This is a genomic window from Agrobacterium cavarae, assembly GCF_004310285.1.
Taxonomy (GTDB): Bacteria; Pseudomonadota; Alphaproteobacteria; order Rhizobiales; family Rhizobiaceae; genus Agrobacterium; species Agrobacterium cavarae.
Genome location: NZ_SISF01000033.1, coordinates 358,900 through 372,783, shown reverse-complemented (window position 1 = coordinate 372,783; position 13,884 = coordinate 358,900). Strand labels below are relative to the sequence as shown.

At 58.4% G+C, this 13,884-nt stretch carries 15 protein-coding genes; 6 read left to right on the top strand and 9 right to left on the bottom strand.

What is annotated here, in order from left to right; genetic code table 11:
• Positions 1–33: 33 nt before the first annotated feature.
• Positions 34–1,332, bottom strand: coding sequence for an adenylosuccinate synthase (locus EYC79_RS20160; RefSeq protein WP_062425131.1), 1,299 nt, complete (start codon positions 1,330–1,332; stop codon positions 34–36).
• Positions 1,333–1,551: 219 nt separating this feature from the next.
• Between EYC79_RS20160 and EYC79_RS20155 the strand changes: the two genes are divergently transcribed.
• Complete coding sequence (locus tag EYC79_RS20155) at positions 1,552–2,439, top strand: DMT family transporter (RefSeq protein ID WP_113274146.1); 888 nt, start codon at positions 1,552–1,554, stop codon at positions 2,437–2,439.
• Between the two features lie 56 nt (positions 2,440–2,495).
• Here EYC79_RS20155 and EYC79_RS20150 read toward each other — a convergent pair whose 3' ends face one another.
• A complete protein-coding gene (locus EYC79_RS20150; RefSeq protein ID WP_062439919.1) occupies positions 2,496–2,735 on the bottom strand; it encodes a hypothetical protein in 240 nt (79 codons plus the stop codon).
• Positions 2,736–2,931: 196 nt separating this feature from the next.
• Positions 2,932–3,648, bottom strand: coding sequence for an SDR family oxidoreductase (locus EYC79_RS20145; RefSeq protein ID WP_130979301.1), 717 nt, complete (start codon positions 3,646–3,648; stop codon positions 2,932–2,934).
• Positions 3,649–3,779: 131 nt separating this feature from the next.
• On the opposite strand from EYC79_RS20145, the gene EYC79_RS20140 reads away from it, so the two are divergent.
• Together EYC79_RS20140 and EYC79_RS20135 are read left to right on the top strand one after the other, a co-directional pair.
• Entirely contained in the window at positions 3,780–4,712 is a 933-nt protein-coding gene (locus EYC79_RS20140) for a LysR family transcriptional regulator (protein WP_130979300.1), read from the top strand.
• A 154-nt stretch (positions 4,713–4,866) separates the two neighbouring features.
• Positions 4,867–5,595, top strand: a complete 729-nt coding sequence (locus EYC79_RS20135) for a 3-keto-5-aminohexanoate cleavage protein (protein ID WP_130979298.1) — start codon at positions 4,867–4,869, stop codon at positions 5,593–5,595.
• A 98-nt stretch (positions 5,596–5,693) separates the two neighbouring features.
• Here the strand turns inward: EYC79_RS20135 and EYC79_RS20130 are convergent, their stop codons facing one another.
• Both EYC79_RS20130 and EYC79_RS20125 read right to left on the bottom strand, forming a co-directional pair.
• Entirely contained in the window at positions 5,694–6,803 is a 1,110-nt protein-coding gene (locus EYC79_RS20130; protein ID WP_130979297.1) for a coiled-coil domain-containing protein, read from the bottom strand.
• Between the two features lie 266 nt (positions 6,804–7,069).
• Complete coding sequence (locus tag EYC79_RS20125) at positions 7,070–7,666, bottom strand: DUF1134 domain-containing protein (RefSeq protein WP_062425158.1); 597 nt, start codon at positions 7,664–7,666, stop codon at positions 7,070–7,072.
• Between the two features lie 335 nt (positions 7,667–8,001).
• Between EYC79_RS20125 and chpT the strand changes: the two genes are divergently transcribed.
• On the top strand, positions 8,002–8,661 hold the full coding sequence (gene chpT, locus EYC79_RS20120) for a histidine phosphotransferase ChpT (protein WP_130979296.1): 660 nt from the start codon (positions 8,002–8,004) through the stop codon (positions 8,659–8,661).
• Positions 8,662–8,773: 112 nt separating this feature from the next.
• On the opposite strand, the gene EYC79_RS20115 is transcribed toward chpT, so the two are convergent.
• A complete protein-coding gene (locus EYC79_RS20115) occupies positions 8,774–9,109 on the bottom strand; it encodes a GNAT family N-acetyltransferase (protein ID WP_245495331.1) in 336 nt (111 codons plus the stop codon).
• A 278-nt stretch (positions 9,110–9,387) separates the two neighbouring features.
• A complete protein-coding gene (gene ctrA / locus EYC79_RS20110; protein ID WP_062425123.1) occupies positions 9,388–10,092 on the bottom strand; it encodes a response regulator transcription factor CtrA in 705 nt (234 codons plus the stop codon).
• Between the two features lie 445 nt (positions 10,093–10,537).
• Here ctrA and EYC79_RS20105 point away from each other — a divergent pair, with 445 nt between their 5' ends.
• On the top strand, positions 10,538–10,888 hold the full coding sequence (locus tag EYC79_RS20105) for a flagellar export protein FliJ (RefSeq protein ID WP_062425122.1): 351 nt from the start codon (positions 10,538–10,540) through the stop codon (positions 10,886–10,888).
• Between the two features lie 308 nt (positions 10,889–11,196).
• On the opposite strand, the gene sciP is transcribed toward EYC79_RS20105, so the two are convergent.
• Together sciP and cysQ are read right to left on the bottom strand one after the other, a co-directional pair.
• The gene (gene sciP / locus EYC79_RS20100) at positions 11,197–11,472 is read right to left on the bottom strand and encodes a CtrA inhibitor SciP (protein WP_062426213.1); all 276 of its coding nucleotides are present in this window, start codon (positions 11,470–11,472) and stop codon (positions 11,197–11,199) included.
• A 357-nt stretch (positions 11,473–11,829) separates the two neighbouring features.
• Positions 11,830–12,606, bottom strand: a complete 777-nt coding sequence (gene cysQ / locus EYC79_RS20095; RefSeq protein WP_130979295.1) for a 3'(2'),5'-bisphosphate nucleotidase CysQ — start codon at positions 12,604–12,606, stop codon at positions 11,830–11,832.
• A gap of 375 nt (positions 12,607–12,981) precedes the next feature.
• On the opposite strand from cysQ, the gene EYC79_RS20090 reads away from it, so the two are divergent.
• Positions 12,982–13,884: a branched-chain amino acid ABC transporter permease gene (locus EYC79_RS20090; protein WP_062426214.1), complete on the top strand. Its 903-nt coding sequence runs from the start codon at positions 12,982–12,984 to the stop codon at positions 13,882–13,884.

Below are 13,884 nucleotides of genomic sequence, written 5' to 3'. Positions count from 1 at the left end.
GAAATGGTTTATGAAGTTTGATCGCCGAGGACATTAGTCCTCAAACGGGTCAGTCACAAGTATGGTGTCGTCACGCTCCGGGCTGGTGGACAGCAGTGCCACGGGCGCGCCGATCAGTTCCTCGACCTGACGCACATATTTGATCGCCTGGGCCGGCAGGTCTGCCCACTTGCGGGCACCGACGGTCGATTCCTTCCAGCCCTCAAGCGTGATGTAGATCGGCTCGACGCGAGCCTGTGCGCCCTGGCTTGCCGGAAGGTGATCGATTTCCTGGCCGTCGAGCTTGTAGCCGACGCAGATCTTCAGTTCGTCCAGGCCATCGAGAACATCGAGCTTGGTGAGCGCAATGCCGGTGATGCCGTTGGTGGCGACCGACTGGCGCACCAATGCCGCATCGAACCAGCCGCAGCGGCGCTTGCGGCCCGTAACGGTGCCGAATTCATGACCCTTCTCGCCCAAGAACTGGCCGATCTCGTCGTGCAGTTCGGTCGGGAAGGGGCCTTCGCCGACGCGCGTCGTATAGGCCTTGGTGATGCCCAGAATATAGCCGAGCGAGCCCGGGCCCATGCCCGAACCGGCAGCCGCCTGACCCGCCACCGTGTTGGACGACGTCACATAGGGATAGGTGCCGTGGTCGATATCGAGAAGCGAGCCTTGCGCGCCTTCGAACAGGATGCGCGCACCGGCGCGGCGCTTCTTGTCGAGCAGCAGCCAGACCGTTTCACTGAAGGGAAGAATGCGATCGGCAATCGATGTCAGCTCTTCCATGATGGTTTCATGCGCAACTTCGGCAGCGCCGAAACCGCGACGAAGGGCATTGTGGTGTGTCAGAATGCGGTCGACCTTGGCCGACAGCGCTTCGCGGTCTTCGAGATCCATCACGCGGATGGCGCGACGGCCGACCTTGTCTTCATAGGCTGGACCGATGCCACGGCGGGTGGTGCCGATCTTGGTGCCACTGTTGGAGGCGGCGTCTTCGCGCATGCCGTCCAGTTCGCGGTGCAAGGAAAGGATAAGCGTGGCATTGTCGGCGATGCGCAGGTTTTCGGCCGTCACCTTGACGCCCTGGGCTTCCAGACGGCCCATTTCCGCAATCAGCGCGTGAGGATCGACCACCACGCCATTGCCGATGACGGCAAGCTTGCCGGGACGAACGACGCCGGAAGGGAGCAGGGACAGCTTGTAGCTGACGCCATCAATGACAAGCGTATGACCGGCATTGTGCCCACCCTGATAGCGCACGACCACGTCGGCGCGCTCGGAGAGCCAGTCAACAATCTTACCCTTGCCTTCGTCGCCCCACTGCGAGCCGACCACGACTACATTCGTCATTTCTTGCTTTCCTGCTCATGGCGCCGGGGCGCCCCTACCTCAAACCCGCAAATCTATACTGCGTTGTTTTGCGGAAAGCGACCCTGTTTATGCAGCGGAATTTTGCTTTTGTAGGATAATTGTGCCCATCCTATGGCTGAAAAGCGTGCAACTGCCCTTGCGAAGCTGTGAGGGCGAGTGCAGAAATCGGGCACGTCTTTGAATGAAAGTTCTGCGCCCGTGCCCTCCAGAGCCTATCTCGTCCTCACCATTGCCGCATTGTGCTGGGGCGGCAATGCCGTCGCGGGGAAGCTTGCGGTGGGCCATATCAGCCCGATGGTGCTGACCTTTCTGCGTTGGGTGGTTGCGGTGGCGATCATTGTCGCGATCTCATTGCCTCAACTGGCACGCGACTGGCCGGTGGTCAAAAAGCGACTGCCCTATTTCTTCATCCTCGGTACGGTGGGATACACCTGTTTCAACGCGGCCCTCTACTCGGCGCTGAAATACACAACCGCCATCAATGCCGCCGTCATCCAGGCTGTCATTCCGGCGGTGATCTTCATCTTCAACTTCGCGCTCTTTCGCACCAAGGTGCTCGCCGTCCAGATCATCGGCTTCATGCTGACCATCTGTGGGGTTGCGCTTCTCGCATCCCGCGGCGATCTGATGTCGCTCGTGCGGCTGGAGTTCAATCCAGGCGATGCGATCATGCTGCTCGCCGTGCTCGCCTACGCGATCTACACCGTGATCCTGCGCTGGAAGCCGGCGGTGGACTGGCGCACGCTGATGGCCATTCCAGCGACGGCCGCTCTTCTGACCTCGATACCGCTGATGGGATGGGAAGTCTTGAGCGACCAGGCGATCTGGCCCGAAGCGAAGGGTTGGGCGATCGTGCTTTATACTGCACTCTTCCCGTCGCTCGTGGCGCAAATCTCTTTCATCAAGGGCGTGGAAGAGATCGGTCCGAACCGCGCCGGGCTCTTCATCAACCTCATACCGGTTTTCGGCACGTTTCTATCGGTGATGATCATCGGCGAGACGCTGCACCTCTATCAGATCATCGCCCTTTTGCTGGCGCTTGGCGGCATTGCGGTGGCCGAACGAAAAAAGCCGCCTGTCGTGTAGGCCACAAGGGCGCAGCGACGGGCGGCAGTCGGTCATGAATCTCTTGGATATTCGGTTCAGCGCAGCTTTTCGAACTGGTCGAAGCGCTGGAAGTAGAAGTCGAGCGAGGCGATCGCGGCCTTGCGCTCGATGTCCACTTGCTCGCCCTGTGTGATCGACGGGGCTGATGCAATGAGGTTGCGCTCGATCTTGGCAAAGCTTCTGGCGAGACCGCCGGGGCCTGCCGCGTCTGCGTGGCTTGCGATGGATGCGATAACGATGCCGCACAGTGCGGCTGCGAAAAGCTTCTTCAACATGTCTAACCCCGTTTCGTGGCCGGCTTGCCCGCCGGTTTCTTTTGCGCTTCGGTTACCGGGCCGGTTTTTCTTTCGTTGTCCGGCCTCTGTTGAAGACGACATTACGAGGCATAATTTTCGGGGCGTTTAAATCGATCGGTACAATTTTATCGGTCTTTATTTTTAATGCCGCTCATCGCATTTTTTTTGGCGATCCTCACCAGGGAACGTCACATCCTTCCCGGTCGAGATAGCGAAGACCTGGCTTTCCCTGCTGCGCGAGAAGCGTGGTGACGATCTGCGGTACGGTTTCTTCCATGCCGAAGGGCGCATCGGGGCCGCCAAGTCCGGTGCGGATCCAGCCTGGCGCCATCAGCACCAGGGCGCGAGAATCGTGGGCATGGCGAGCCGCATAGCTGCGCATATATTGGTTCAGCGCAGCCTTGGAGCCGCGATAGACCTCATGACCGCCATTCTTGTTGTTGGAAATGCTGCCTTGCCCGGACGACATTACGCCGATCAGACCAACCGGCGTCACGCAATGCTGCAAGCCTTCGACCACCCGCATGGGACTAAGCGCATTCGTGACCATCACGCGGATGAACTCATCGGTTGACACCTCCGCAATGGTCTCATCCTGATTGGTGTTCGCCGTACCAGCGTTCACGAACAGGATGTCGATCTGTTCCTCCGCCAACCGATCACGTAACGCGGCGATCTGCTCCGGTTCTGTGACGTCGAGCTGTTCGATTTCGACACGGCATGGATGTGCGTCTGCAAGGTCGTGCAGCTGGCTTCGATCCGATCCGCGCACCGTCCCGATCACATTCCAGCCGCGTCCCAAAAATTCCGCCGCCATTGCATGGCCAAGTCCGCGCGATGCGCCGACGATGAGAGTGGTTTTGTTGGTTTCGTTTGCATGGTTCGAGGTCATGATCTCGCCTTTCCTTCTTGATGTCGGACGCCATCATCCTCCTCGCAGATGAAATGCGCCAGACGCACAGGATGCAAACTATTGTTGCACAAGGCGCTATGCATCTGTCGGGTATCGGATAGAGTGTTTCGATGGACACCATCGACCTCAATCTTTTGCCGGCACTGGATGCGCTTCTGACTGAAGGAAGCGTAACGGCGACAGCGCGGCGGCTGGGCCTGAGTTCATCCGCCATGAGCCGGACGCTTGCCCGATTGCGTGCCGCAACCGGCGATCCTCTGCTCGTAAGGGCAGGTCGCGGGCTGGTGCCAACCCCACGCGCCATCGCGCTGCGTGAGCGCGTTCATGTGCTGGCGCGCGATGTGCGCGCCGTTCTGAGCCCGCAGGACGGTACCCTCGATCTGGCCACGCTGGAGCGGACCTTCACGATCCGGGCCAATGAAGGTTTCATCGCCTTGTTTTCCGCTCCCTTAGCCGCCGCGGTGGTTGCGACCGCTCCCCATGCGCGCCTGCGCTTTGCGCCGAAGCCGGTTAAAGAGGCGGGACCGCTCCGGGATGGAACGATCGACCTGGAGATCGGAGTGCTGGGCGACTTTGCGCCCGAGGTTAGAACGCATCTTCTCTTTCGCGACCGCTTTGTCGGCGTTGTCCGACACGAGCATCCGCTGCTCTTAGCACCGGTGACGCCTGAGCGGTATGCCGCCGCCCGGCATGTCGTCGTGTCCCGACGCGGGCAATTCACCGGGCCGGTCGATGACGCTCTTGAGACGCTCGGCCTGACCCGCGAGATCGTGGCCGTGGTGCCGGGCTTCCCCGATGCCTTGCGGATTGCGCGCCAGTCCGATCTCGTCGCACTGGTCACACAGTCCTGCCTGTCCTATCCATGGTTCGAAGATCAGTTGGTCAGCTTCCCGCTACCGGTGGAAACGCCGGAGATCGCCGTCGTGGCGCTTTGGCATCCCCGCATGGAAGCCGATCCCGCGCATCGCTGGCTTCGCGAGACAGTCATTGCCGTATGCCGGTCCTCCGCGCCGTCGTCGAAACCGCAGGACAATGGCCGCTAGAGCGCCGTGCCTCCTATTGCACGTACAAGGGATGCTCTATCGTCCTTAATCCAGGCATCGCGCATTCCGAAAATCGATTCCGATTTTTGGGCCGATGCTGTCGGCAAAATCTGGGAAGCCACGTCCGCCACAACAAAAGCGACAGGAAGCTCACATGATCGTCCAAGCCTGCATCAACGGAGCCCGTCCCGCCGATTACCATCCGAATTTGCCCCTGACGGTCGATGGCATGGTCCGCGATGGTGTTGCCTCGATCGAGGCGGGTGCCGCCGAACTGCACATCCACCCGCGCGATGACTCGGGCCGGGAGAGCCTTGAGGCCGTCGATGACACGATCCGTGCCATGCGCCGCGCCTGCCCAGGCACGCTGATCGGCGTTTCCACGGGCGCATGGATCGAAGCAAATGCAGCAACCACGCGGGCACGCATCGCGGCTTGGCGTGAGCGGCCCGATTATGCGTCGGTCAATCTCTCCGAACCGGATGCTCCCGCGGTGATGGCGATTCTTGACAGGATCGGAGTCGGCATCGAAGCCGGTCTGGCGACGATCGCCGACGCGAAGCGGCTCATCGCATTGCCGGATTGTCCGCCCCTGTTCCGGGTGCTAATCGAAATCGAAGAGCAGGATATCAACAAAGCCGACGAGATCGCCGATGGCATCGCGCAGGTGCTGGCCGACGCCGGGCTGTCCCGGCCAATCCTGCTGCACGGCTTCGATGCGACCGTCTGGCATTTCGTGCGACGCGCGCGAGAGCGGCGCTGGTCGACGCGGGTCGGACTGGAAGACGGCCCGTCAAAGCCGGATGGCACCCTGTCCAGCGGGAATGCCGAGCTGGTCGCCGCGGCTGTCGCAATATTCGCGCCGAACCGATGGGTCAGCTGATCCTTCACGCCGTGTATCGTTGCGCGTGGCTGAGGCTACACCTATTCCCAAGAGGGCCGATGCTGGTGCTCGCCCTCGCTACAGCGTGAGCATTCTTCTCATGATGACCCGGCGCGGCGCGCCATCAGCTCGCTGGCACGGTTGGCAAGGCTTTGGCGGCCACCGGCGCTTTCGGCATTGGCGATGAGAGCGGGGATGGGGGAGCTTTCGCCTTCCTGCGCGGCAGTGAGCGCGATCATGCGTGCGGCAATCTGACTGATCTCGTTGCGGATCGCCTCATCATGGGTGTCGCCCTTGATATTCAACAGCCGCTCCGTCAGCGCCGTGCCCTGATTGCGGATATCCTCGATTTCACGCGGAAGCCGTTCTGGCGTTTCCACAGAGGTTTCAGACTGGATGAGCGGAAGAGGGGCGGTGCTCAGCGCATCCTTGCTGCCCTCGTTGCCGCTCATGCGCTCTTTCAGGCGGGCGATTTCCTGGGCGCGACGCTCCAGCAGCATCTCGCTATCGGCATTGCGCGCCATTTCCTTGGCAAGCTGATCTTCAAGGCGAGCGATCTTGCGGCTTTCGCGGTTCATATGCTGGGCGGTCTCGCGCGCTTTTGCGGCGGCGTTTTCCAGCTGGCGGGTGATGTCCTCACGCTCCTTGCGCCAGGAGGTCGCCTTGCTTTTACCTTGCTCCACTTCCAGATCGCGGGCCGACAGCGCGATCTTGAGATCGTCCAGTTCGCGGGAAATGGCGCTGACGCGCTTGGTGAGATTGGAGATTTCCTGGGTGCGGGCAATCGCCGTTTCTTCAGCATCGTTGAGCTTGGTCGTCAGCCGGGCGACGGCGTCCTCGTGACGGCGGGCCTTGGCGCGCAGGTCGCCGGCCTCCAGCGTCATCTGCTCGAGCTGCAGTTTCAGCTCGCGGGTTTCGGCAAGAAGCCGTCCGGCGTCGCCCTGGGCCGCCTCATTCTTGAACTTCAGCGCCAGAGCCTTCTCCCGCTCGGAATCCAGTTCCTGACGGGTGCGGGCATTTTCCGCGGCATAGAGCGCACGCGCCATGTCCTTTTGCGCACGCACCTCCTGCGGGCTCATTGGCATCGTCGCACGCAGTCGCTTTTCGGTATAGGACACGATGCGCCGATGGATCGCAGGGGCAATCAACGAAACCAGCAAAATTGCGCAGAGAAAACCAAGGCCGAAAATAAGGGCGTACTCAATCACGCGTGGTCGTCTCCACAGGAAGCGCCATGGGTCGATGACCCAAAATGGCAGCTCATTTCATCGTCGCGGCGAAGACTGTCATGGCAATCTTGCGCCAGGCGGTCATCGCCTTACACGCTAAAGCGCCGTGTGTCCTATTGGACGCACGAAGGACGCTTTACCTTTTTGAAGCTACGCATCGTGCTTTCCGAAAATCGATTCCGATTTTCGGGCCGATGCTGTAGTCGCGTTAGAGGACTTTACTGCAAAAGTGAGCGGCTGACGAATCAGAAAGGGTTCCAGGTCGGCTGCGGGGTGAGTTTCAGATAGCCGACATTGATGCCAAGACGCGCGCCGATGCCGGTACGGATCGGGGCGATGGTGACGTCGCTGTTCTTCAAAACCGTCATGCCAACGCCGGCGACGATGAAGGCCGAGCCGCTGACGCCGCCATAACGACGATAGAGCGCGTTGACGGAAGGAAGGTTGTAGACGAGCATCATGGCGCGCGTGCCCTGGCCGCCGTAATCGAGACCGAGTGATGGGCCCTGCCAGAAGACCGGATGCTGGCCGGCATTCTTCGTATACAGCGTGCCTTCGCCATAGGTGAGGCCCGCAACAAAGGCGCCGGAGCCTTCCTGGCCCAGAATGTAGCCATTCGGCAGACCATATTGCTGGAATGCGCGTTCCACGACCTTCGCAAGGCCGCCCGTCGTCTCGCCGAAGAAGCCGTGACCGGCATCGACAATTTCCTGGATTGTGTATTGATCGCTGCTTTGTGCCGATGCCTGCGCAGCCGACAAAGACAGGCTCGCGAGCATCACGAAAATCTTTACCAGTCCGAGGCGTGCGATGGTGCGGAGTTGGTTAAGTCGCATCGTCAGTTCCGTCCGTCTGTTTGTTACCATTGCCGTGTTAAGACATTTGGCATTTTGAGACCATGATATTAACAATCGGTTTACCAAATATGGTGTCATTATGGCTTAGAGCGTTTCCTTGCTAAATGGAATCGGTCCGGCGAAGCACGTTTTCGACAGGACATATTGTATTTAACAAGGAAAAGCTCATGAGAGCGCCTCGCGTCCTTTCGGACGCCCGTGGGGCGCTCCAACAGTTTGAGGTGACGCGTCGTGCTTTTCCGAAAATCGGTTCCGATTTCCGGGCCAATGCTGAAGCAATTTTTATAGGGTCCGCGCTCCATCCGCGCAGGAGAAAATCTATGACATCAAAATTCAATATCTCGCTCTCCGGCCCGGATCTGGCGGCACTTCTGTGCAGCCGCGTCTGCCACGACGTCATTTCGCCGGTCGGAGCCATCAATAACGGTCTTGAACTTCTCGACGAAGGCGGCACCGATGCCGATGCGCTGGACCTTATCCGCACCTCGGCGCTGAATGCCTCCGTAAGGCTGAAATTTGCACGTCTTGCCTTCGGTGCTTCCGGCTCGGCCGGTGCGTCGATCGACACGGGCGAAGCGGAGAAGGCTGCCAAGGATTTTGCCGCTGCGGAAAAGAAGGTGGAAGTCACCTGGTCCGGTCCGCGCGCCATCGTCGCCAAGAACCGCGTCAAGCTGCTGCTGAACCTCTTCCTTGTTGCCTATGGCGCGATCCCGCGCGGCGGCAATGCGGATATCGTCCTGGAAAACCCCGAAGGCGATGCCCGCTTCGAAATCACGGTGAAGGGCCGCATGATGCGCGTGCCCGCCAAGTTTGCAGCCCTTGCGGAAGGCACGGAAGAAGAGGCAATCGACGCCCATTCCGTCCAGCCTTACTACACGCTGCTTCTGGCGGAAGAAGCTGGCATGAAGATTGAGTACAAGATTTATGAGGACCGCGTGGTCTTTACAGCCTCCATGGCCGGGGCCGCCGAAGCGGCCTGATTCTGATGTGGGCTGCCGTGAGGTGGCCCATTTTTTGTGCCGAGTGAAATGTGGGGGTGGCTGCGAACCAGTCGTCGCTGTCGATCACGTCACATGACGCTTCGCCGGATCGTCAAAACCGCGTCACCATCACCGCGTTGGCATAGGATTGGTCGCCGATCCGGAACGTAGTCTGGCCCTCGCGTGTAAAACCGAGACGTTCATAGAAGGCGATGGCGTCCTGATTCTCACTGTTGACCGCGAGCCACACGCCGTCACATTGCCGTTCGACGCAGAGCCTGAAAACTTCATCGAGAAGCCGTTTGCCGATGCCTTTTCCCTTGTGTCGCGGCTGAACATAGAGCGTTGCGATTTCTGTTTCCGGGCCGTTCTCGAAAGGGGCGGGGCTATGGAGCGTGACGCGCACGAAGCCGTCTATGCCGTCGCTATTGTCGGAGACGAGAACGATCTCGTTTTCATCATCGATGAAGGCTTCGAATATCTGCGTGGTGAAGGTCGAGAGGCGTAATCGGCAAAGAATTTCGACACGCCGTTCCTGAGATAGGTGCCGATCCAGACTTCGATGGAGAGTGCCGCAAGGCTAGAGGCGTCGTCTTTAGAGGCTCTGCGAATCGTCATGACATGCTCTTTTTCCGTTGTCTCGCGGTGTCGCAAAAAACAAAACCCGCCGTTTGCGCGGCGGGTTTGTCATGACAATCATGCTTGGGAGGCATGTTCAGGAGATAATCAGGCGGTCTCGAGATATTCGGTGTTGCTGTCCGGCTCGCGCAGAACGTAGCCGCGGCCCCAGACCGTTTCGATGTAGTTCGCGCCGCCTGCTGCGTTTGCGAGCTTCTTGCGCAGCTTGCAGATGAACACGTCGATGATCTTCAGTTCAGGCTCGTCCATACCGCCGTAAAGGTGGTTGAGGAACATTTCCTTGGTGAGCGTGGTACCCTTGCGGAGCGACAGAAGCTCCAGCATCTGGTATTCCTTGCCCGTCAGGTGAACGCGCTGGCCGCCAACTTCAACAGTCTTGGCATCCAGGTTGACGATCAGTTCGCCGGTGGCGATGACCGACTGGGCGTGACCCTTGGAGCGGCGCACGATGGCGTGAATGCGGGCAACCAGTTCGTCCTTGTGGAACGGCTTGGTCATGTAATCGTCGGCGCCGAAGCCGAGACCGCGCACCTTGTCTTCGATACCAGCCATGCCCGACAGAATGAGGATCGGTGTCTTGACCTTCGAGAGACGGAGTGTTCTCAAGACCTCGTAACCGGACATATCCGGGAGGTTGAGATCGAGAAGGATAATATCGTAATCGTAGAGCTTTCCAAGGTCCACGCCTTCCTCACCGAGGTCGGTCGTATAGACGTTGAAACTTTCTGACTTCAACATCAGCTCAATGCTCTGAGCCGTTGCGCTGTCGTCTTCAATAAGTAGAACCCGCATAATTATCCCCTTTGCCGCCCGCGGTTGGTAAATCAATGCCTTTGCGCGATGCGGATCCAGACGTTGCCTGATTTGCAGGCTGCCACCAAATGGTTAACAAATTCTTCTCTCCTTTGGCAAGGTATGCAGAATTTATTAAATAATTCGGGCACTCTGCTGTTTTTCAACGTGAATCCCTCATCGCCAAACATGAACCAATAGATGAGGAAAACCCCCTAAGTGATTCAATCGACTCTTGCATTGTCGTGCCCAGTGGTTTTTTGGGCTTGGCATTTACCGACCCTTAAATGATCTCCCTTATCATTAACGATGCCCGTAAATGAAAAGTTAACAGCGCAGTTTTTTTATTAATGGCGGGTAACTTTTGAGAATCATTCCGGCACAGCCGGAGTGGCGGGTTGGTTCCTGTTTGAACCGGGGTCTCGCTATCCACGGAGTATTGAGTATGAAGTCGCGTGACAGCCTAGTTCGCCTGAAGGAATTTCAGGTCAACGAAAAACGTCGTCAGTTGCAGCAGCTGCAGTCGATGATGTCCGAATTCGAACGGATGGCCAAGGAGTTGGTCCATCAGATCTCGCTGGAAGAAAGCAAGTCCGGGATCAGCGATCCCAGCCACTTCGCCTATCCGACGTTTGCCAAAGCTGCGCGCCAACGTGCCGACAACCTTCAGGTCTCCATTCGCGAACTGAAGATGCAGCAGGAAGCCGCGGAAGCCTCTCTGGAAGAAGTGCAGGCCGAATATGACAAGGCCGCGGCACTGGAAAACCGCGATACGGCGGTGCGCGCCCGCGCTTGACGCTTTTGCGTTAACGCGAGTGCTTTGATCCTGACGTCATTGACGGCGGCCAGCTGATCAGGAGGCTGCTTTCAATGACGCTGTGTCATTTTTGTAGATGACGGTCCGCCTGGCGAAAGCCGGGCGGATTTTTTTATGGGTTACCGACCGATCAGATCGGGGGGGGCGGGGAGAAATCCCAACCACTTGCTATTAAGACAGTGTGAGGCTCGAAAACAAAAAAGCGCCATGCCGTCCCGGATGAGCGGGATGGCGTGACGCCGTATCTGGCAAGGCTGGACGCAACCAATGCGCCCAAGCCTAAACTCTTAGTGGCGGTATTGCTGAATGCGCGTGGTGCGCAGGCCGGCGAGGCCATGATCTGCAATCGAAGACTGCCAGGACAGGAATTCTTCCACTGTCAGCGTATAGCGCTCACAGGCTTCCTCCAGGCTGAGAAGACCCCCGCGCACGGCGGCGACGACTTCGGCCTTTCGGCGGATAACCCAGCGACGGGTGTCGGCTGGTGGCAGATCGGCAATCGTCAAGGGGCTGCCATCGGGACCGATGACATATTTAACTCGCGGGCGTATCATTTCGGTCATTGGACACTCTACACAAACTCAAGACCATATGTTGGGCACTTTAGGGGCGTACCTTTAAAAAATACCTAAGCGTGCAGAGATAATTTATTAACAATTTGAATGATTTCGCTGCGTTTGTTCGTGCTTCGCGGCACATACGCGCAAAATGAGCGCTTTACAGCTCACGGAATTGTCAAAAATTTTTTTGCCGGAAACCAAATTCGGGAGAGGTTGCAAGGCGCGCGCGGATGGGCGGCTGTGGCTTCTACGGGTTATGTTGCAGGCCCGCACCCAGCTCATCGCATGGCATTGGATTGCATCTTTGGAGCGCCAAGTCGCTCGGTAAGAATGAGACTCCTGCGGCGATACGGGAAGCCGTTATCGCGGGGGAGCGCCCCAGGCGATAAAGTCGGGGTTGGCCAGCATGTCGTCATTGCTCTGGTTGATTTCGTAGCGCAGCGGCAGGCCCGCCATATCGAGCGTGATGCCACCGGCAGCCCTGAGCACCGCGTCGCCTGCGGCGGTGTCCCACATCATGGTGCGGCTGAAGCGCGGGTAAACGTCGGCCGCGCCTTCCGCGAGCATGCAGAATTTCAGCGACGAGCCAATGGAGATGCTGTCGATCAGGCCGTTTTCGGCAACGAAGGCCTCGGTCTTCGGCGTGCAATGGGAGCGACTGATGACGGCGACCGGCATGGGTGGTTTGGCACGGCAGCGAATGGAGTGGTTCGACACGCTCTCGAATTCTCCTGAGATGAAGAGCTTGCGTGCCGTTTCCTTTTCGCCGGTCCATGCCACGCCAAGGGCCGGCGCATAGACGACGCCGAGCACAGGCGTGCCGTCGCGGATCAGCGCGATATTGACGGTAAAATCCTGCTTGTCTGAAATGAATTCCTTGGTTCCGTCCAGGGGATCGACGAGGAAAAAGTCGCCTTTGATTTCGGGGATGTGGCCGCTGGCGGCGGCTTCTTCGGCGACGACCGGAATGCGGGGAAAGTCGCGCGCGAGGGCGGAGAGGATGACCTCTTCGGCGCGTTCATCGGCTTCGGTGACGGGAGAGCAGTCATTTTTGTAGGTGACCTGCGGACCTGCGGCATGAACCGCCATGATTTCCCTACCAGCGCTCAAAGCCGCGGCGATCAGACTTTCCAGCATTTCCATTCCTTCAGAACCCGCAAGCCCACAGCCCTTCTGCTGCAAGGCTTTCTGTCATCACGAGAAGCGATCCGGTGAAGGTTGGTTACGCCTGAAGAGAGCGATGGTCAAATATATCTATTTATAAACAAAGTGGTTGTCTTCAGCGCTTAAAATTTCGGGCCTTGTTGCCGCTTTCATCATCTTTTTGATGCCGATTGCAGCAATCGGTGGGTCAACATTAAATTTTGTGCATATTTCCACCTTTTTAGCTTCACATTTTTAACGAACGCGATATGGGTTTGGGTCAAGAGGGACCAAAACAGCAATGAGAGCCCTCAGGAAGCAACATAAACGAGGTGCGTTCCAACTTGAGGACGTGCCCGGGGGAAAAATATGGAGTATTTTATCCAGCAGCTCATCAACGGGCTGACTCTTGGATCGATCTACGGCCTCATCGCTATTGGCTACACGATGGTCTACGGTATCATCGGCATGATCAACTTCGCTCACGGCGACATTTTCATGCTTGGCGGCTTTGCCGCGTTGATCGTCTTTCTCATTCTCACATCCTTCATCGCAGGCATTCCGGTCGCCATTCTTCTGTTGGTGATGATGGTCGTTGCCATGCTGGTGACGGGCCTGTGGAACTGGGCAATCGAGCGCGTCGCTTATCGTCCGCTGCGCGGCTCGTTCCGCCTTGCGCCGCTGATTACGGCAATCGGCATGTCGATCGTGCTGTCGAACTTCATCCAGGTGACGCAGGGTCCGCGCAACAAGCCAATCCCGCCCATGGTCACCGAGACTTATCATTTCGGCGCAATCACCATTTCGCTGAAGCAGCTTCTCATCGTGGCCATCACCTCGGTGCTGCTGTTCGCCTTCTGGTACATCGTCAACAAGACGCCGCTTGGCCGTGCACAGCGCGCCACCGAGCAGGATCGCAAGATGGCGGCGCTGCTTGGCGTCGATGTCGACCGGACCATTTCGGTGACCTTCGTCATGGGTGCAGCGCTCGCCGCCGTCGCCGGTACGATGTATCTGATGTATTACGGCGTGGCCTCGTTCAATGACGGCTTCATCCCCGGCGTGAAGGCTTTCACGGCTGCGGTTCTGGGCGGTATCGGCTCGCTTCCGGGTGCTGTTCTCGGCGGTCTTCTGATCGGGCTTATCGAGTCGCTCTGGTCGGCCTATTTCTCCATCGCCTACAAGGACGTGGCCGCCTTCGGTATCCTGGCTTTCGTGCTGATATTCAAACCGACTGGCATTCTGGGCCGTCCGGAAGTCGAGAAGGTTTAA